This is a genomic window from Niallia yueguangensis (genome assembly GCF_052663115.1).
In genome coordinates this window covers 39,057-57,645 of sequence record NZ_JBQTCX010000015.1, presented here as the reverse complement: position 1 = coordinate 57,645, position 18,589 = coordinate 39,057, and the positions used below count along the sequence as shown (strand labels likewise).

19 protein-coding genes and 1 riboswitch are annotated in these 18,589 nt (G+C 35.6%); of the genes, 3 read left to right on the top strand and 16 right to left on the bottom strand.

Annotated features, from left to right (window positions below):
- Positions 1–228: 228 nt before the first annotated feature.
- Positions 229–615, top strand: a complete 387-nt coding sequence (mscL, locus tag ACTYA4_RS14465; RefSeq protein WP_443482206.1) for a large conductance mechanosensitive channel protein MscL — start codon at positions 229–231, stop codon at positions 613–615.
- A gap of 60 nt (positions 616–675) precedes the next feature.
- The gene (locus tag ACTYA4_RS14460) at positions 676–1,314 is read left to right on the top strand and encodes a Bax inhibitor-1/YccA family protein (protein ID WP_443482207.1); all 639 of its coding nucleotides are present in this window, start codon (positions 676–678) and stop codon (positions 1,312–1,314) included.
- 40 nt (positions 1,315–1,354) lie between these two features.
- On the opposite strand, the gene ACTYA4_RS14455 is transcribed toward ACTYA4_RS14460, so the two are convergent.
- Entirely contained in the window at positions 1,355–2,767 is a 1,413-nt protein-coding gene (locus tag ACTYA4_RS14455; protein WP_443482208.1) for an aminotransferase-like domain-containing protein, read from the bottom strand.
- A 190-nt stretch (positions 2,768–2,957) separates the two neighbouring features.
- Between ACTYA4_RS14455 and ACTYA4_RS14450 the strand changes: the two genes are divergently transcribed.
- Positions 2,958–3,866: a DMT family transporter gene (locus ACTYA4_RS14450; protein ID WP_443482209.1), complete on the top strand. Its 909-nt coding sequence runs from the start codon at positions 2,958–2,960 to the stop codon at positions 3,864–3,866.
- A 121-nt stretch (positions 3,867–3,987) separates the two neighbouring features.
- On the opposite strand, the gene ACTYA4_RS14445 is transcribed toward ACTYA4_RS14450, so the two are convergent.
- The 15 genes from ACTYA4_RS14445 to ACTYA4_RS14375 form a co-directional block, all read right to left on the bottom strand.
- A complete protein-coding gene (locus tag ACTYA4_RS14445; protein ID WP_443482210.1) occupies positions 3,988–4,497 on the bottom strand; it encodes an acyl-CoA thioesterase in 510 nt (169 codons plus the stop codon).
- Positions 4,498–4,861: 364 nt separating this feature from the next.
- Positions 4,862–5,407 carry an RNA polymerase sigma factor gene (locus tag ACTYA4_RS14440; protein WP_443482211.1) on the bottom strand — a complete coding sequence of 182 codons (546 nt, stop codon included), beginning with the start codon at positions 5,405–5,407 and terminating at the stop codon, positions 4,862–4,864.
- 99 nt (positions 5,408–5,506) lie between these two features.
- The gene (locus ACTYA4_RS14435; protein WP_443482212.1) at positions 5,507–6,832 is read right to left on the bottom strand and encodes a polysaccharide biosynthesis protein; all 1,326 of its coding nucleotides are present in this window, start codon (positions 6,830–6,832) and stop codon (positions 5,507–5,509) included.
- A 271-nt stretch (positions 6,833–7,103) separates the two neighbouring features.
- Positions 7,104–7,736 (bottom strand): response regulator transcription factor, encoded by a 633-nt coding sequence (locus ACTYA4_RS14430; RefSeq protein WP_443482213.1) that lies wholly within the window; start codon positions 7,734–7,736, stop codon positions 7,104–7,106.
- Positions 7,733–8,767, bottom strand: coding sequence for a sensor histidine kinase (locus ACTYA4_RS14425; protein WP_443482214.1), 1,035 nt, complete (start codon positions 8,765–8,767; stop codon positions 7,733–7,735). Before ACTYA4_RS14425 ends, ACTYA4_RS14430 begins: the two co-directional genes overlap by 4 nt.
- Positions 8,764–9,495, bottom strand: coding sequence for a cell wall-active antibiotics response protein LiaF (liaF, locus tag ACTYA4_RS14420; protein WP_443482215.1), 732 nt, complete (start codon positions 9,493–9,495; stop codon positions 8,764–8,766). Before liaF ends, ACTYA4_RS14425 begins: the two co-directional genes overlap by 4 nt.
- 402 nt (positions 9,496–9,897) lie before the next feature.
- Positions 9,898–10,548: a PspA/IM30 family protein gene (locus ACTYA4_RS14415; protein WP_445505701.1), complete on the bottom strand. Its 651-nt coding sequence runs from the start codon at positions 10,546–10,548 to the stop codon at positions 9,898–9,900.
- Positions 10,549–10,786: 238 nt separating this feature from the next.
- Positions 10,787–11,131, bottom strand: a complete 345-nt coding sequence (locus ACTYA4_RS14410; RefSeq protein ID WP_443482217.1) for a lmo0954 family membrane protein — start codon at positions 11,129–11,131, stop codon at positions 10,787–10,789.
- 211 nt (positions 11,132–11,342) lie between these two features.
- A complete protein-coding gene (locus ACTYA4_RS14405) occupies positions 11,343–12,350 on the bottom strand; it encodes a ThiF family adenylyltransferase (RefSeq protein WP_443482218.1) in 1,008 nt (335 codons plus the stop codon).
- Positions 12,347–13,114 (bottom strand): thiazole synthase, encoded by a 768-nt coding sequence (locus tag ACTYA4_RS14400; protein WP_443482219.1) that lies wholly within the window; start codon positions 13,112–13,114, stop codon positions 12,347–12,349. The genes ACTYA4_RS14405 and ACTYA4_RS14400 overlap by 4 nt, the downstream gene beginning before the upstream one ends.
- Before the next feature lie 2 nt (positions 13,115–13,116).
- Complete coding sequence (gene thiS / locus ACTYA4_RS14395; protein ID WP_443482220.1) at positions 13,117–13,320, bottom strand: sulfur carrier protein ThiS; 204 nt, start codon at positions 13,318–13,320, stop codon at positions 13,117–13,119.
- A 13-nt stretch (positions 13,321–13,333) separates the two neighbouring features.
- Positions 13,334–14,440 carry a glycine oxidase ThiO gene (gene thiO, locus ACTYA4_RS14390; protein WP_443482221.1) on the bottom strand — a complete coding sequence of 369 codons (1,107 nt, stop codon included), beginning with the start codon at positions 14,438–14,440 and terminating at the stop codon, positions 13,334–13,336.
- The gene (locus tag ACTYA4_RS14385) at positions 14,424–15,035 is read right to left on the bottom strand and encodes a thiamine phosphate synthase (RefSeq protein WP_443482222.1); all 612 of its coding nucleotides are present in this window, start codon (positions 15,033–15,035) and stop codon (positions 14,424–14,426) included. Before ACTYA4_RS14385 ends, thiO begins: the two co-directional genes overlap by 17 nt.
- A gap of 344 nt (positions 15,036–15,379) precedes the next feature.
- A riboswitch (TPP riboswitch) is annotated at positions 15,380–15,489 on the bottom strand.
- Between the two features lie 105 nt (positions 15,490–15,594).
- The gene (locus ACTYA4_RS14380; RefSeq protein WP_443482223.1) at positions 15,595–16,758 is read right to left on the bottom strand and encodes a DEAD/DEAH box helicase; all 1,164 of its coding nucleotides are present in this window, start codon (positions 16,756–16,758) and stop codon (positions 15,595–15,597) included.
- Positions 16,759–16,972: 214 nt separating this feature from the next.
- Positions 16,973–18,589 (bottom strand): ABC transporter substrate-binding protein, encoded by a 1,617-nt coding sequence (locus ACTYA4_RS14375; protein WP_443482224.1) that lies wholly within the window; start codon positions 18,587–18,589, stop codon positions 16,973–16,975.

The window sequence follows — 18,589 nt, the reverse complement described above, 5'->3', positions numbered from 1 at the left end:
AAGACGAGACCCCGCAGGAGCGTATGCGACGAGGAGGCTTGGCGCTCGCACTCGGAAAACGAAGTGTATTCAGGCTGCGCGTTTAAAAGCAACAATCTATACGAAAACAGCCTATATTAATTAATATTCTTTTTTTATCTTTATCCGGATGGGTTTACTATTTTTTTTACTATTGTTACTATATAAATCAATAAATCTATGTAGCCAAGAATGAAGGAGGTCAGCATTATGTGGAAAGAATTTAAACAATTTGCCATGAAAGGAAATGTAGTCGATTTAGCTGTTGGGGTCATCATTGGCACTGCCTTCAGCAAAATTGTCAGTTCCTTAGTAAAAGATGTTATCATGCCGATCATTGGCATAATCATCGGAGGACTAGATTTTACTACTCTATCCATCACCTATAAAAAAGCAAACATTCTTTATGGACAATTTATTCAAACCGTATTTGACTTCTTTATTATCGCGTTTTCTATTTTTATGGTCATAAAAGTGATCAATAAATTTAAGAAAAAAGAAGAAATCAAAGAAGAAGTAAAAAAAGCAGATGCTAAAGAAGAGCTGTTAATGGAAATTCGCGATTTATTAAAAGGTGAGGTTGTCAGAGAAAAATAATGAAACTTTTATTATTTTTCAACGTAAATATTAGAAAGTAACCAAAATGGAGGAAAGAACATGTACGCATATAGTACAAGAAATGAACAGATGCCGGCTGTATTAAGAGCTTTTGCCGTTTCATTAGGGATTGCCTTTGTTGGAACAATGGTTGGTAATTATATACCCGCATCGTTGTTTTTACCGTTAGCAATTTTAGAAGTTGTATTGCTTATTATTGCTTTCTTTTTAAGAAAAGGAAAATCTTTATCGTATGGCTTTTTATATTCCTTTACGTTTATTTCAGGGATTACGACATACCCAATTGTAGCGCATTATGTTTCTACAATAGGTGCAAATATCGTGATAATGGCATTTGGAACGACAACAGTTATTTTTGCCGGATTAGCGGTTTATGCAACAACGACAAAACGCGATTTTTCCTTTTTAGGCGGCATGCTGATGGCAGCCTTGCTTGCTTTAGTTGCCATTTCGATTTTTCATATGATTTGGCCATTAAATTCAACAGCCCTGCTCGCTTATTCCTTTATTGGCGTATTAGTATTTAGCGGCTATGTTATCTTTGATTTTAACCGCATGAAGCATCACGGCATTTCAGCAGAACAAGTACCATTAATGGCATTAAATTTATACCTTAATTTTATTAACCTATTTGTCAGCATTCTTCGTATTTTTGGTATTTTATCAAACAAGGATTAATGATGATAAAAAGCTGCTTCATGTGAGGCAGCTTTTTATTTTATTCAATCGATTGATAAGCCTGTAGGAATAAACGAATTCCTTCTTTAATCTCTTGCTCGTTTAAAAAAGAATAGCTTAATCGTATATAAGGGATATTGTTTTCTAACGGATCGCAAATTTTCCCGGGAACAAATGATATCGATTTTTCCAAAGCTTTCTGTTTCAATTGTTCTATTTCTATTCCATCGGGTAGCTTCACCCACAAATTTAATCCCCCAATTGGGCTGTCCCAATGAAACTTTTCAGCGGATAATTCTTTTTCCATCGTTTCCTTTCGTAATTGCAAGGCAATGCGCAGCTTTTCCATATGCAAATGCACTCTTTCTGATGTTAAATAATAAAGAAATGCCTTTTGATTTAACAATGGTGTTCCATTGTCTGCTAATGCTTTTCCTTTTACTAGCCATTTCATAATAACTGGATGGGCCAAAAGGGCACAAATTCTTAATCCAGGAGCTATATATTTACTAAAGCTTCGTAAATATATAACATATCCCCCAGTGTCATACGAAAATATAGGTCTGGGTGGTGTTTGCTGAAAATAAATTTCGTGAAAAGAATCATCTTCTACCATAATGCATTGATATTTTTCAGCAAGCTCCGCTAGTAGCTTCCGCTGTTCTATCGGGATTGTATATCCAGTTGGATTATGGAATGTTGGATTCATATAAAATAATTTCGGTTTATATTTTTTCATCAGCATCTCCACTTTTTCTAACGAAAAGCCGCCCTGCGTCATTTCAACTGGTAAAAGCTTCGCCCCTCTATTTAAAAAAATATCAACGGCTGCACTATAAGTTGGACTTTCTATTAATACATAATCATGAGATTGTACAAATACTTTTGCAATAATATCAATTCCCTGCTGTGCACCAGTTGTAATCATTATCGACTCTTCTTGAATATCGATGCCATCATTACGATAAAGATAGGCAGCCATTCCTTTTATTAATTCTCTGTCCCCCTTAACTGGAGCGTACGTTCCTAATAAATGGGGATAACGGTCAAAAATTTCTTTTACATGCTGTGACAAATATCGATTTGGCAATAATTTCGGATCAATCAGAGAAGTTGAAAACATATAATTTACAGCTTCACTATGTATTTCTGACAACCTGCTATTCTGCACATAAGAATATACTTTCGGCTGATTAAAATGATTTTCCCCTTCCTCTTTATGCAAAATAGGACTTTTCACAAAGTACCCTGTTTTATCCCTCACATAAACATATTCCTTTTCCTTTAATAACTGGAATGCTTTTAATACGGTTAAGCGATTTACCCCTAATAATTCTGCCAGCTCTCGAACGGATGGAAGCTTACTGCCTGCATGCCACTCCCCATTTTTTATTCGAAGGACAACATAATCATACACTTGATGATACAGAGGAGTTTTTGTTGAATTTGCCATGTTTCCCCACCTCCTATTATTATTATCCCTTTAATCCTAGCTCATCTGGTCTACTACTGATCATCTGGTCTATTTATTGTAACGTACTATAACTATTAGATGTTGTTCAAAAAGTCTGGGAACACAAGCTTGTGAATTTTTTGTTCTTATTGTCCTACTTTTTGAACACTTACGTATAGGAGGGATTTCTATGATTGTTTTTTTGTATAGTGTAATGTGTTTTATTTTTGGCACGACTTTTTTAGCAATAAAAGTAGGTATTGACGCTGGGTTTCCCCCATTCTTATCTGCTGGTATACGATTTTTATTAGCCGGCAGTATCATCTTTTGTTATTTTTCTTTTAAAAACCGTAATATTTTGCGTTTATTATTGTGTAAAGAGTTAATTATAACCGGATTTTCTTTAACCTTTATCACTTTTGCTTCTCTTTATTGGGCGGAGCAATATGTAACATCAGGGATTGCAGCGATTCTTTCAGCTACTGGTCCTATGTTAATTATCGTTCTTCAAAGCATCTTTTTGAAAAAACAGACAACAAAAATAAGTATACTTGGTATTTCTATCGGATTTATTGGTGTATTATTTTTATTTTTGCCAGGGTTATCAATTGATGTAAGTACAAAGTGGATTTTTGGATGCGGGATTATTCTATTAGGGGAAATTGGATATGCTGCTGGAACCATCTATTCCAGCAAAGTGATAGCAACATTTCAATCACAATCACCTATTGTGCTAAATGCTGTGCAGATGATTTATGGAGGTTTATTCTTACTCCTAATAGCTGTTTTTACAATGGAAAGCATACCATCGCTTAAAGCAGAAGGGATTATTTCTGTTATCTATTTAACAGTTGCTGGCTCAATGTTGGGACATACTATTTATTACTATCTTGTTGCGAAAACGAATACCTTTATTCCATCCACTTGGCTATATGTATCGCCAGTTATTGCTTTAACGATTGGACGTTTTTTTTATAATGAATATTTTCATCCAATTATGCTGATAGGCGCTTTCTTTATTATTTCCAGTTTAGTGCTTATTAACTTGTCTAAAATTACTGGCTACTTGACCGAAAAAAAAATATTATCTGCGAAATAAATCGATACTTGGTTTGCTGCTTAGCAAATTTAGACAATTATTTTCTAGGAAATTAAAAATCTTATCATTTCCTAGAAAATAATTTGTATTTCGACAGCATTCTTCTGCAGCATATTCTAGATTATCTTTTTTGTATATTATAATTGCTCGCTAGTTCTTCTGTTTCTTTTCTTCTTTTCTTGCGCATTTCAGCCCTTCTTTTGGCTGATTCATACAAGCGGATTTCTTCCTCTGTTTCAGGAATAACCTTTGGAACTGCTGTTGGTTTTCCATTCTTATCAATAGCCACCATTGTTAAAAAAGATAATGCGCATAAATGACATTCTCCTGTTAATAAATCTTCAGCCGTAATCTTCACAAAAACTTCCATTGAAGATGTCCCTGTATATGTAACAAAGGCTTCTAAACAGACAGAATTCCCTTCATGAATCGGATGCAGAAAATCGACAGAATCCGTAGAGGCAGTTACAATGCTTTTTCTTGCGTGGCGCATTGCAGCAATTGCTGCCGTATCATCAATATACGCCATCAGCTTTCCGCCAAATAATGTCCCATACGTATTCGTATCAGTAGGAAACACAATACTAGTTTTAGTTACAAATGACTCATTGCATTTTTTCGACTGCGTCATAGTTCCTCCTTAGATAGGATAATGGAGTTATCTTTCTTATTTTATTATCAGAATAGGTATGTCTTGAGTTGGACAACTGTCTAGCTTCGACGTACAGGATGTACTAGTGCCGATGTCGCCACAGGACGTGGCGTTCTTAATCGGCCAGCGCCTAGCCCTTATGAAAAATAACCCTTTGCCTCTAAAAGTAAAAAGCACTTTTTGAGTCAAATGAACATTTTTCTTCAGGGCTAATCAAGGCGCTTCTGCTTTTCTTATTGTTCCAAATATTCAATAGTACATACTTTGCTCCATTATATGTTAAGAAGGGAAGAAGCGTCTATCATGTACGGAGTTCAAATTATCAAAAACACAATTTATTTTTTTACATATATACTAATTTACTTGCCATTTTTGGCTTTAATTTATCTTTTGCCCGCTTCATTCTTGTTTTGACTGTTGATAGCGGCGTCTTTGTTTTATTGCTAATTTCTATTAATGTTTGATGATGATAATAAAATAACATAAGTGGCTCCGAATACATTTTTGGTAATTCATCTAATGTATCCATCATTTCTTCTTTTGCGCATTTTTCCATCATCTCTTCTTCTGGAGGCATCGAAACAGATGTATCGCGAGCATACATATAAACTGATTCTTCCCAAAACTTTTTCGCTTTTTTCTCTTTTCTCCAATAATCTCTGCATTTATTTATGGCAATTTTATATAACCAACTTTTCACTTTTTCATATTCTTCAAATGAAGGAAAGGCAATATAAGCAGAAATTAATACTTCTTGGTAAAGATCCTCTGCTAATTCTTTATGTTTTACTAACTTAAAAATATAATGAAAAATGGATTTTCCATATTCTTTGATGGCCGTTTCAAAATTATCTATTTTTATTGGTTCATTCTTTATTAGAGGCTCCATCCTTCTCCTCCTTCCCTTGATTTCAAGTCTATATTTAATAAACGTACGGCACGAATAGAACCCCTACACTTTTAAAAAAGTTTTTTCGAAAATATTACTTTACTGCACTCGATTAACAGGACTTAGCCAAATAGAAAATCCGATTTTTTTGCAAATCGTCAAATAATGCAATAAGGCTAAAATGACAGCACCTAAATTCATGCCAATTGCTATTCCTCCCATTTGCAGTTGACTTAAAGATCCAAGATAATAAATAGCCGTATAAGAAATAGCCGTAGACCAAATCGTATGAAACACTGCATCTTTTAATAAACCAAAACCGATTAAATACGCCTGCATCGGAATGATAAAATAATGCAATAAAAAATATGGCCATAGCAGCTGCACAATAACAGCAGCTTTAGATGAATGGAAAAAAGTAAAAGTCAACGGCTCTGCGTAAAAATAAAAGATACTTACAGCTATCACACCATAAATAATCGTAATAAGCATAACCTGCTGCAGCAGCTTCTGCAGCGTATGATAGTTATTATTTGCATATGCTTTCGAAACGGTTGGGATAAGCATCGTCATAAAGGAATGAGCAATAAAAGAAGGGAAAAAGCCAATTGTTAACGCAATTCCTGCAAGCATTCCAAATTGTTCTGTTGCGTTGGCAGCCGAAATGCCTGATGCAACAAGTGCCCCTTTTATTAAAAAAGGCTGAATGGCATGTGTGAACGCATGAAATATCCGCAGTCCTGTTGTTGGTACAGATACGGAAAGCAGATCCTTCCAAATTACTTTGCTGCTTAATACTTCATTTTCCCCCTTTTTTATTCGCTGATATTGAATATAAAACATATGCATTAAATAAAGAAAAACAACGATATCACTGCCGACAATAGTGCAAAAAGCAATTAATACAGAGGTGTCTAAATCAAAAGAAAACCATTGAAATAAAAATACGAGCATCCCTAACTGCACAATCTTCCGTAAAAAATTAGAAACAGCAATTTTCCCCATTTGCTGCTTCCCCATAAAAAAACCTCTTGCAATACTAGTGAAGGAAATGATCGGAAGCATTACTAAAACGAGCCATCTTAAAATAGGATGATAGGACTGAAAGATAGGAATGAGCGGAATGACGAAGGCGGCGATGATTGTTAAGATAATTGTAAAAATGATCGTCCATTTAATAACTTGCTGCAGCATACTTTGATGATATTTTGCGTCTTTTTCCGCAATAAACTTTGAAATAGAAACTGGCATCTCAAAACTTGCCAATAAAACGATCAAAAAAATCGTTGGCAAAACGGTCATAAATAAACCTAGTCCTTTTTCCCCTAACTCTCTTGCCATCACCATATTAATTAAAAATTCAATGCACTCACCAAAAAACGCGGTTACAATCAATAAAAAAGTTCCTTTATAAAATGAACTCATCGATCTCTCCTTTAATCTATCCCTTTTTCACATATGCATTTGTAAAAAGAGAGAAGTTATTCATTCGCTTTTTACAATATATATGAGACAAGTTCAAAAAATATTTTTATATTTTTTGAACAAGCTTTTTTAGATAGATAAGGAGGATCTTTCTTAATCAAACGTTTGATTAAGGTCCGGGAGGCGTCGGTTTTTCTACTTTTTAATAATGAAATTTAAGCAATCTTTATATGTAACTATTTTGAACGGATTAAATAACGCAGCTTGAAATTTATTCAACAAGGGAATGCTTAAAAGCATAAATAACTGCTTGCGTTCTATCTTGTACATGAAGCTTGCTTAAAATATTGCTTACATGCGTTTTTACTGTTTTAATGGCAATAAATAAGATGTCCGCAATTTCCTGATTGCTTTTTCCCTCTGCCATTAATAATAAGATTTCCATTTCCCTTGCTGTTAACTCTTCATGCGGATACTGCTGCCTTTTTTCCCGCATTTTAATCATCATTTTACCCGTTACTTCCGGCTCTAACACAATTTGACCGTGATAAGTGGCACGAACAGCATTTGCAATTTCACTTGCTTTTGATGTTTTTAGCATATAGCTTGTAGCTCCTGCTTCAAGTGCGGGATACACTTTTTCATCATCTAAAAAGCTTGTTACAATAATTATTTTTGCTTCTGGCCATTCGTTGATAATTTCTCGAGTTGCTTCAATCCCATCCATTTCATCCATCACTAAATCCATTAAAACAATATCAGGACGAAGCTCAAGCGCTAATGATACACCTGTTTTCCCATTGTCTGCTTCCCCAATCACATCGATATCCGGCTGTGCAGAAAGATAGGAAGATACCCCAATCCTTACCATTTCATGATCATCTACAAATAATACCTTTATCAATTATTTTCCCCCCTCATTTGCAGCAACGGCAGCTTTACTTCTAAACGGGTTCCTTTTTGCTTTAAACTAATAATCTTTAATTTCCCGCCTATTTCCGCTGCTCTTTCGTGCATATTTTGCAAACCGTATGAACCGGCTTTGCTGTTTTCCACATCAAATCCAACTCCATCATCAACCACTCTTAAAATAATAAATCCATCTCTTTCGATAAGCTGTACTTCTAAGACCGTTGCTTTAGCATGACGCAGCGTATTGGAAACCGATTCTTGTAAAATGCGAAATAAGTGGTCTTCTATGCCTTTATCTAAATTAATATCCTCTAATCTCCACGATATTTCGATCGTGACCTTTTGCAGCAATTCCGTTAATAACTCAATAACTCCTTCTTTTAATGTTTTCCCTTTTAATGCAACTGGCCTTAAATGAAGTAATAAAGCCCTCATTTCCAATTGGGATTGATGAATCGTTTCTTCGACTAATTTTAATTGTTTCGTTTCCCGATCATCAGATAATGGCCTTCGTTCATTTATGGCCGACAATAACATAGAAGCTGCAAATAATTGCTGACTAACTGAATCATGCAATTCTCTTGCCAATCGATTTCTCTCTTCCGCAATGACATTCTGGACTCTTATTTCTTGATCCTCGGCATGTTCAATTACTAGTTTTTGTGATAATTTTGTTTGTTCTATTAACTGATCTTGTAATTTCTTCAACTTTTTTGCGATCGTATTTATCTCTACATAGTAAGATTGATTTAATAATAGAGACCTCTCCTCATTGTCGAATAACTCCTCTAAATCGGAAATTTGCTTTCTCCATCCGTACCCTGATAAGAGTCCAAAGAAAATCCCAATCGTGATAGCCACACTAATTAAATACAGCAGAAATGGAACCTCCATTAATTCTTTATCCCATAATTCCATCCAATTATTTGGCGGAAACACCATTACATAACTGATGCTGAAAAAAAGAAAAAAAACAATTGCCGCACACACGCCCCAAAGTATTTGCCTTTGAACAATGCTCATATTCTTTTCACCTCTAAACTGCCAACGATACAGCTGGTGAATATCTTAACTCGAGTTTCAGCTAAATCAAAGGCTGCATTCCGCAGCTGAGTATTTCGGTTCAGAACATTATTTTCTTGCTCACCAAATATGTCATATGATCCAAACAAGACAGAATGATTGATGCTTACGTCCATATCATAAGGTACGTGCACCTTCACATTGCCAATCAGATTACGAATGAAAATAACTGTTTCTCCCTTAGGCAAAACCGTATAGCTTAAATCGATGATCGTATCGGCAACGCCTACTTGAATATTAACATCATTCCATTCATACACATGATCTGGTGTTTCATTTCGTTGAAAAAAAGTATTTTGAAACATTGGTTTCTTCTTATACAAATCTTCTTTTGTCTCTGTTTCGTTCTTGTCTAGAATAATCGGTTTTATGACTTCTATATCTTTTTTCTTTTGCACAAGCTGGATAAAATAATAAAAGACAATGCTTACTAAGATGAATTTAACCGTCACCATATGCAAAACACTCATAAGCAAGATAAAAAATCCAATCCAAAAAATAACTTTTCGGATTTTCCATTTACTCTGTTTGGCAAAATACATCATTCCTATCGAAACTAAAAAGGAGAAAATTAATCCCGGATTAAATACAAATACTTCTAATAGAAGTATAAATCCTCCGATGACAATAACCCAATTTGTGTAATCTTTTTTTAATCGATGAAACAATCGATTTCCCCCTTTCTTTCGTTTTCAAATACATGAAATAACTAGAATCTTTCTATCTATTTCATGTATTTGAAAGCACTTATCTTGTAATCTTAAGTAATATTTTTCCATTTTAAAAGGCTACCCTGAAAATAAGCACTGTTAAAAGGGGTTTTCCGAAGCTTATCGCTCGCTTTCCGCGGGGCGAGCGCCGAGCCTCCTCGTCACTTTGCTCCTGCGGGGTCTCGCCTGTCTCGCTAATCCCGCAGGAGTCGAGCGAACGCTTCTCCAAACCAACATAGTGCCAAAATCAACAATGAGCTTTAACATAGCTATTCTAAAAGGCGCAAGAAACTTACGCCTTTTTTGTCTAGCTTCAGCGCTAATCAAGGCGCTTCCGCTTTTCTTAGATTACCATTTTTTTTAAGAAGATAAAGAGTCTTCTTTGCTTTTGTCCATATCTTTTTCTAATTTCGCTATTTTCGCATCAATTGTATTCTGGTAATAAGTTGTATTGATTTTTTGTTCTAATGAATCGATATACTTTTCGATTTCTTCAAAGTTAGATGCTGCTTGATCATTTATGCCTTTTTCATCTAATACTTTATTCATTTTAACATGAGCATGCGTAATATTTTCTTTCCCCATCATTTCTAAGCGGCGAATATTCATGTCCTTTAGCTTATGGGTCATTTCGATATACTTCGTTTCCAATTCTATTAATTGTTTTTCTGTAATTTTTATGGACTCTTTTAAGCGTTGACTGCGTTCTTCATATTGGTTTTTTTCTAATAATGCAAATTGCAGCAATTCTTCTTCTCCTGCTTTTTCGGCAATAGCTGCTTGGTGGTTCCTTTTATTTGCCAGCTCTTCTGCCTGTTGCAGCTCTTTCGTAAATTCCTCTTTTAGCTTGTATTGGCGCTCCACCAATTTTTTTACTTTTTCCGTTTCTTTTTCGCATTCCTTTAAATATTGATTCAGAAGGCTAATTGGATTTTTATTTTCTTTTTTATCCAAAATTTCATTAATATCTGCTGCTACGGAATTTTTTATTCTTTTTAATAAACTAGTCATTGATTGCTCCCTCTTCTCATTAATTTTTGCTCATTTTATATAGATTGTTGTTCATTAACCCGCAGCCTGAATACACTTCGCTTTCCGCGGGCGAGCGTCGAGCCTCCTCGTCGCTATGCTCCTGTGGTGTCTCGCCTTTCTCGCTTTTCCCGCAGGAGTCTACGTGTATTCAGGCTGCTCAGTGCTTCCACAATGTTTATTATTTTATTCAAAAACAACAAACTTTTAGAAAACAGCCTTAATTTTTATTTAATTCTGCCCATTGTTTTTCAAAGTTTGCAAAAGGGTCATTATCTTTTTTGCTTGTTCCTGAAGCATTATTCCATTTTTTAAACACTACGTATAAAATATAAGCTGCTGCTAAACCTAAAATCGCTGGCAAGTGGCTAGCTGTAATGCCTAACATTACAACGCCTGCAATTCCCCATAATACCTTTTCCCATGTAGTGCTGCTTTTCAAAAACTGTTTAAACACAAGGTAAAGAATCGCCCCACTTATCACCAATCCAATTAATGGTCCGAGTTGTGACAATAAAATAATTGCCGCAACAGCTCCTATCAAAAATAATCCAAATTTTTTCATTTGTTTATCGCTCCTTTCTTATCTACTATGTTAGCTCGATTGTTATTTTTTCATAACGTGCTCCAGCTTGATTTTCCTCTAAGACTAAAGGCTTAGAAGATACTACTACCTTCAAAACATGTAAAAAGGGACAAAAAAAAGACCCTTCTGAGGTCTCAAATTGTTAAAATAGTATAATTTACTGATCGAAAACGCTTGCTAAGGAACTTCCTTACCCGACTAGTTTATTATAAATAATCCTAGCTCTAGTAGGTTCATGTGTTCCATGAATAATAGCCCGACCGTCTTGAAACAGCACAACTCGATAATCTTCATACTTGCAAGCAAGTAAATACGGATTAACTACCATATTTTGAACAGTGTCTTTCCATACTTTAGATAGTTGCTTTAAGTCGAGTACGCGGGCTGATCCAGGACGAATATGAATCGCATCCCTGCCGCATAAAACATCCGTTTTTGTCTGACTTTGCAAAGACAAATATGGATATACTGCATTTTTCCCACAAGTTGGACAGTTTTCGTTTTTCAATTTTGCTACATTGATTTCTGACTTTTCCATTTTCCAAATATCGTGGGACCATAATATCGGCTCTACCTTATACCCAGTGATTAGCTGCATTGCCTGCGTCACTTGAAATGCTGCGACTAGCTGGACAATTGGACTAATCACCCCAACCGTATCACACGTTATATTTTGTGAAGGAAGATGGTTTATTAAACAATGTAAACAAGGTGTTTCGTGCGGCTGGATAGAAAAAGTTAATCCATAGCTTGAAACACATGCACCAAAAACAAACGGAATATTATGTTTTACGGCTGCATCATTTAGGATTAATCTTGTTTCAAAATTATCAGTTGCATCAATCATGATTGATACATCTTCTATTAATTCCTCGATATTGTTTACATTAATATCCGTTACGATGCTTTTTACTGTTATTTCGCTATTTAAAGCTGCTAATCTTTTCTGTGCAGCAATTGCTTTCGGTAGTTTATTTTCTGCATCTTCTTCTGTATATAATTGCTGCCTTTGTAAATTGCTCCATTCCACATAATCTCTATCGACAATCGTAATCGTGCCCACACCTGCCCTGACAAGCATCTCTGCCGTTGCAGATCCAAGAGCTCCAGCTCCTAATATAATGGCATGGCTATTTTCGATTTTTTTTTGCCCTTTGTCGCCTAAGAATAACTTTTGTTTTAAATAGCGATTATTCAAGATGTCACCATTCCTGTTGTCGGGCTGCTTGCTACTCCATAGTTTTTCTCTGGGATTCTGCCCGCTTCAAAACCAAGCTGTCCAGATTCGATGGCAAGCTTCATTGCATAAGCCATTTTTACAGGATCTTTTGCAGCAGATACAGCTGTATTTAACAATACCCCATCTGCTCCAAGCTCCATCGCATAGGCTGCATCTTTCGGCGAACCAACCCCAGCGTCAACAATAACCGGCACAGATGACTGCTCAATAATAAATTGTAAATTTAGAGGGTTTAAAATTCCTTTGCCAGAACCAATTGGAGAAGCTCCAGGCATAATCGCATGTACGCCAAGCTGCTCTAAACGTTTGGCAAGCACCACGTCATCAGATGTATATGGCAATACAATAAACCCTTCTTCTAACAGCATTTCCGAAGCCTTTAATGTTTCGACAGGATCAGGTAAAAGCGATTTGTCACATCCGATTACTTCTACTTTTATCATATCGCATAATCCAGAGGCCTTAGCCAATTTCGCAATACGCACAGCTTCTTCTGCTGTCTTCGCTCCTGCTGTGTTTGGCAGAAGGGTATATCGGGATAAATCCAGCTGTTCTAAAAAATTAGGCTGTGATTCTTCAAATATATTCATTCTTCGTACAGCAAAAGTTAAGATTTCAGCACCAGACACATCCACTGCCTTCTTTTGGATTTCAAATGATGGATATTTCCCTGTACCTAACAATAATCTTGATTGAAATTCTTTATCTGCAATTTTTAACATATTCATCCGCCTCCTACAAAATGTATTAGTTCAACCGTATCGCCTTCTGAAAGATTACTAGAAGCATACTGGTCTTTCTCCATAATATCTTTGTTTAACTCGACTACGACAATTCTATTTTGCAATTCATACAATGCAAGCAAATCTGCAATCGTATTCACATCATCAGGCAGCGTTACCGATTTTCCGTTTAACCTTATTGTCACGATTCCACCTCCTTTATATAGATACTTTTTCCTGTCTTCCAACTTTAAAAGCTTCTATCCATTCTTGCTCTACTTGATTACCGACTATCAGATCTTTGATCATCTGACCTGTAGCGGGAGCCATTAAAATTCCATTTCTCTGATGGCCGGTTGCAAAAAATATATTTTCGTCTTCAGGATGACTGCCAATAAAAGGATACCCATCAAACGTCCTTGGTCTTAGTCCGGCCCAGTAAGAATCTATTTTCATTTCTGTTACACTTGGAAGCACCGCTTTTGCTTTGTTCATGATTTCTTCAAGGCCGCCGACAGTTGTTTTTTCATTCCAATCATTCCATTTTTGGGTTGCGCCAATGACGAGCTTATTATTATTTCTAGGTACGATATAATGCTGCTTATAAAAGATCGTATGTTTTAAAGCCATTCCTTCATTTATAACAGCTAAACATTCGCCTTTAACGGGAATAATTTGATTTGATAATCCTAGCTGCTGAAAAAAATAATTGCTCCACGCTCCGCTAGCGACAACAACGAAATTTGCTTCCACCTTTCCTGTTGTTGTGCTGATTTCATAGTGGCTGCTTTGTTTTTTTATGTCTAAAACCTGTGTATATTCAAATATAGATGCGCCAAAATGTTGGGCCGCTTTACTAAATCCATTGCACGCAGATGCCGGTGTAACGTGAACATCCTCTTTTAAATAAGCAGCTCCAAGAATGGAATGGACAACGGGCACCTTATTTATTACTTCTTCCGTTGACATCCACTCGACAGTTGGCAGGGATAAAATCGGCTGCAGCTCTTGTTTGTCTTCTTCTGTAAAGGCTAATTTCATGATGCCGCCTTTTTTCAACTCGATATCTATTCCACAAAGCTCTTTTATTTCATCCGAAAGTGTGTGATAGGAAAGCTGACTGCTTCTTACAAAAGAATATAATTTTTCAAATTCTTTGTATTCTGAATGGGCTCCAAGCATGCCCGCTGCAGCACTTGTAGATTTTCCTCCTACCTTCTCACTTTCAAATACGGCAATATTTATTTTTTCTTTAGCAAGATGATAGGCAATGGAGCACCCTATTATTCCTCCGCCTATGACCACTACATCAAATTTTTGTTTCATATTTTAGACACCTTTCATGAAGTTTCTTCACTGCTTCCAAAGGATTAGACGATGAAAAGATACCTGACATAACCGCAATTCCATCCGCGCCAAAATGATGTAATTGGTCTACTTTTTCCTCTGTAATGCCGCCAATTACATATAACGGAACAGACAATTCCTGTTTCATTTGTTGAATCGATTCAAGGGCAATCGGGGCTTTGCCTTTTTTACTATTTGTTGTAAAACAATGTCCATATAAGACATAATCTGCACCGTCTTTTTGTGCTTTTTTTGCCTCTGTTATCGTATGAACGGATGTCCCGATCACTTTTTCCGGATAAAAATCTTTCACTGCTTTCACCGGCAATCCTGCACCCGGCAAATGAACATTTTCAATATGCAGCAAGGCAGCAACATCTAAACGATCATTAATAACTAGCTTTTTTCTATCTACTCCTCTTTCTAATAATCGTAAACATAGCGTATACACTTCTTGAACCGGTTTTGTTTTTTCCCTAACATGGATAAAATCTACAAAATTATGAATATTCGAAATAATATCCTCGAGATCATTTACAGATTTCTGGCCGTCTGTAACAGCAAGAAGATTCACTGAAAATCCCTTCTTTCTCTATTTGAAATGCTGTTTTCGTATAGATTGTTGCTTTTAAACTCGCAGCCTGAATACACTTCGCTTTCCGTGGACGAGCGTCGAGCCTCCTCGTCGCATACGCTCCTGTGGGGTCTCGTCTTTCTCGCATTCACACAGGAGTCTACGTGTATTCAGGCTGCTTAGTACTTCTTCTCCCATTTTTCATGTAAAAAACAACAAACTTTGAGAAAACAGCCCTTTGAAATTACGTGAAGGTTGTTAACAACGTCAAAAAACCACTTTTCTACAAAGAAAAGTGGTTTAAAATATGCATCAAAATAGCCTATATAAAATATATAAGCATACAATACAATTCTCCACTTTCCTACGCAGGTACGAACCTGTTCAGGTTATGAGGGTTTAAAAGTAGCTACTTTTTTCTCAGCCCTTATCAAGGGATCCCCTAGTGATCATTTAATCATTCATTTATAAAGTTAATTTCATTTTATCATACAAATAAAATCAATCAACAAAAAAATTTGTAGTTATTACTATTTAACTGCAATAATAAGCTGTCTTCTTATTTTCTTTTCGCTGCTTTTTTTACAGGTTTATAGTCGACAATCTTTCCTTCATAAAAGTCTTTACGTGATAATGGAATCGCTAATTCTTTTGCCAATTGTTTTAGTTCTCTTTCTTCTCTTTCTGTTACAATATTTAGCACCATCCCATTTGCACCGAATCTTCCCGTTCTTCCCGAGCGGTGGATATATTGGGTTGTATCTGCTGCTAAATCATAATGAACGACATGCGTCACTTTTTGAATATCCAACCCTCTTGCGGCAACATCTGTCGCTAACAGCATATTTGTTTTGTTTTTTCGAAAACCATTTATAGATTTGGAGCGCTCCATTTTGTTCAAATCACTATGAAGCATGCTTGCTTGAAGATTTTTATAGGTTAATTTCTCATGTAAAACGGTTAAGTTCCCTATATCTTTTACAAATACAAGAATTTTACTGTCTGGCAATCTTGCAATCCGTTCCATTACTTTTATTTTATCCCGATACTCTGCTTGGAAATAGATGTGCTCTACTGTTGCAGCCTCGATTGTTTCATCTTTTTTAACGCGGATGATGTCTGGATCCTTTACTAACTCTTTCGCAAGATTGGCTGTTTTCTCTGTTAAAGTGGCAGAAAAGAGAATAACTTGTCGATCCAATAAAGTGGACTTCACAATCTGCTTTACTGATTCTATATGCTCAGCGACCAATAGCTGATCTGCTTCGTCCAAAACAACCATTTTTACTTCATGCATTTTTAATTTTTTTTGCTTAATTAATTCTAACGCTCTTCCCGGTGTACATATAGCAATATGTGGATTCTTCTTTAATTTTTCTAATTGCCTTTTTACATTCGCTCCGCCAATGAAAGAAGCAGCCCTTATGCCACTGCCTTCTCCCCACTTTTGTATCTCAGCTGAAATTTGCATCACCAGCTCTTGAGAAGAAGCTAATATGATTGCCTGCATCCCTTTATGTTCAGCATTTATCTTATTTAAAAGCGGCAGCAAATACGCCAATGTTTTTCCCGTCCCAGTAGGGGATTCTGCAATCACGTCTTTTCCTTCTAATATAAGAGGAATTGTTTTTTCTTGAATAGACGTAGCTCTTTGAAAATTTGCTTTTTCCCAATTTTTTTGTATAAACGGGGTTAAGTTTGTCCAAAATTGTTGATCTTTCATGTCCGATCTCCTTTATGTTTTATGCCTAAATGATAAAACATTTTTAAGCATAAAAATCTATTTACTTATTATAAATTATTCTCTAGAAAATTGATATGTAATCTAATACATTTATCGAATTGAACTGAAGCGATTGAAATTTGGAAATAAATCATCTACCCACGTAAAAAATCCAAGGAAAATGCTTCCTTGGATTTTTTAGAGTGCACATTTCTTATTTCGCTCCAGATAATGTCCAGTTGTAAAGTTCATTATGGAAACCGAATACTTTTGCTCCACCAACTTCTACATTTTTTGTAACAGCAGCGAAGTCATAATCAGAATATAAAGTAATCATCGGTAATTCTTCGTTCCAAATTGTTTGTAGTTCATTATAAATGGCTTGACGTTTTTCCATATCCGGCTCTTGCTTGCCTGCCGTTAATAATTCATCCACTTTAGGATTGCTATAGTTTGTATAGTTGCTTGAACCAGTGCTTCCATAATAAATCGATGCGTCTGGATCAATCGTATTTGTAAAACCGATTAATAAAAGATCATAATCTCCAGCTCTTGCTTTTGACATGATAGTTGGGAAATCATAAGTAGTCGTATTTAATTTTAATCCAATTGCTTTTAAATTTTCAGCAATAATATCTGCTGATTGCTCACGGACTTTATTTCCAATTGGTACAACAAAATCAATCGTTTTGTTAAAGTCCCAACCTGCTTCTTTTAGCAATTGTTTTGCTTTTTCTGGATCATATGAGTATGCTTTTAAGTCTTTATCTAAATATGGGCTAATGGAAGTATATGGCCCGTCAACAATTTCCCCTTCACCTTTTAATAACTTATCGACAATTTTCTGACGATCAATTGCATACGTAATTGCTTGTCTTACTTTCGGATCCTTTATTGTATCTGTATTAAAATTCATCGTTTGATAACCGTATGTTTTTTCTGTTTTCGTTGTCAAATTATCAAAGCCTTTTACTGTATCATAGTCTTGAACGGCAATTTTACCGATGCCGCCAGCAGCGTTCATATTAATTTCCCCTGTTTGCAGCTGTGCAACAAGGTTTGCAGCAGGCATAATTTTGACAAACAATTTATTTAACTTTACATTACCTAAATAGTATTCTTTATTTTTTTCATATTCTACATATTGATCTTTTGCATACTTTACAAATTTGAATGGACCATTTGTTACAGTTGGTTTTTGCATAAACGGATCTTTCTGCAAGTTTTCTGGTGCAACATCTTTTAACACATGTTCAGGCAGAATCATAAACTTAGAGCCTAATTGTTCTTTCACTAGATTCGGATCTAAAGGTTTTTTTGTTTTAAATTGGATCGTTTTTTCATCTACAATTTTTAAAGAAGGAATTTCTGTTACTCCATCTGGGAATTTCCCATTGTCTGTTAATCCATCAATAACAGTAAGGTATGCACCAACTGCTGTTTCTGTTTTTGGGTTTGCAACAAGATTCATCGTAAATGCTACGTCATTGGCAGTAACCGGTTTTCCATCAGACCAATTCGCATTTTTATTAATTTTAATCGTAAAGTTTTGATTATCTTGTGTTTCAAAGGACTCTGCAAGCTTTGGTTTAAATTCAAGCGGGGCAGTCATTTCTAAAAAAGTGTCAAACATAAATTTTTCCAACCATTGAGCGGCAATGTCGGAAGAGTTAATTGGGTTAAAACTTACCGGCGCATTTACTAAGCCGATATACATCGTATTGTCTTTCTTTTCTCCATCGGTCGAAGTAGTAGTAGGGCTTGTACATGCTGCTAACAATAGTAAAGATAAAATTGCAACTAAACTAAATGCTTTTCTGAATGCCTTCAT

What these genes read in the sequence shown, in the direction of transcription:
- mscL (WP_443482206.1), top strand. Translation starts at nt 229, where the DNA reads ATGTGGAAAGAATTTAAACAATTTGCCATGAAAGGAAATGTAGTCGAT.
- ACTYA4_RS14460 (WP_443482207.1), top strand. Translation starts at nt 676, where the DNA reads ATGTACGCATATAGTACAAGAAATGAACAGATGCCGGCTGTATTAAGA.
- ACTYA4_RS14455 (WP_443482208.1), bottom strand. Translation starts at nt 2,767, where the DNA reads ATGGCAAATTCAACAAAAACTCCTCTGTATCATCAAGTGTATGATTAT.
- ACTYA4_RS14450 (WP_443482209.1), top strand. Translation starts at nt 2,958, where the DNA reads ATGATTGTTTTTTTGTATAGTGTAATGTGTTTTATTTTTGGCACGACT.
- ACTYA4_RS14445 (WP_443482210.1), bottom strand. Translation starts at nt 4,497, where the DNA reads ATGACGCAGTCGAAAAAATGCAATGAGTCATTTGTAACTAAAACTAGT.
- ACTYA4_RS14440 (WP_443482211.1), bottom strand. Translation starts at nt 5,407, where the DNA reads ATGGAGCCTCTAATAAAGAATGAACCAATAAAAATAGATAATTTTGAA.
- ACTYA4_RS14435 (WP_443482212.1), bottom strand. Translation starts at nt 6,832, where the DNA reads ATGAGTTCATTTTATAAAGGAACTTTTTTATTGATTGTAACCGCGTTT.
- ACTYA4_RS14425 (WP_443482214.1), bottom strand. Translation starts at nt 8,767, where the DNA reads ATGAGCATTGTTCAAAGGCAAATACTTTGGGGCGTGTGTGCGGCAATT.
- ACTYA4_RS14415 (WP_445505701.1), bottom strand. Translation starts at nt 10,548, where the DNA reads ATGACTAGTTTATTAAAAAGAATAAAAAATTCCGTAGCAGCAGATATT.
- ACTYA4_RS14410 (WP_443482217.1), bottom strand. Translation starts at nt 11,131, where the DNA reads ATGAAAAAATTTGGATTATTTTTGATAGGAGCTGTTGCGGCAATTATT.
- ACTYA4_RS14400 (WP_443482219.1), bottom strand. Translation starts at nt 13,114, where the DNA reads ATGTTAAAAATTGCAGATAAAGAATTTCAATCAAGATTATTGTTAGGT.
- thiO (WP_443482221.1), bottom strand. Translation starts at nt 14,440, where the DNA reads ATGAAACAAAAATTTGATGTAGTGGTCATAGGCGGAGGAATAATAGGG.
- ACTYA4_RS14380 (WP_443482223.1), bottom strand. Translation starts at nt 16,758, where the DNA reads ATGAAAGATCAACAATTTTGGACAAACTTAACCCCGTTTATACAAAAA.
- ACTYA4_RS14375 (WP_443482224.1), bottom strand. Translation starts at nt 18,589, where the DNA reads ATGAAGGCATTCAGAAAAGCATTTAGTTTAGTTGCAATTTTATCTTTA.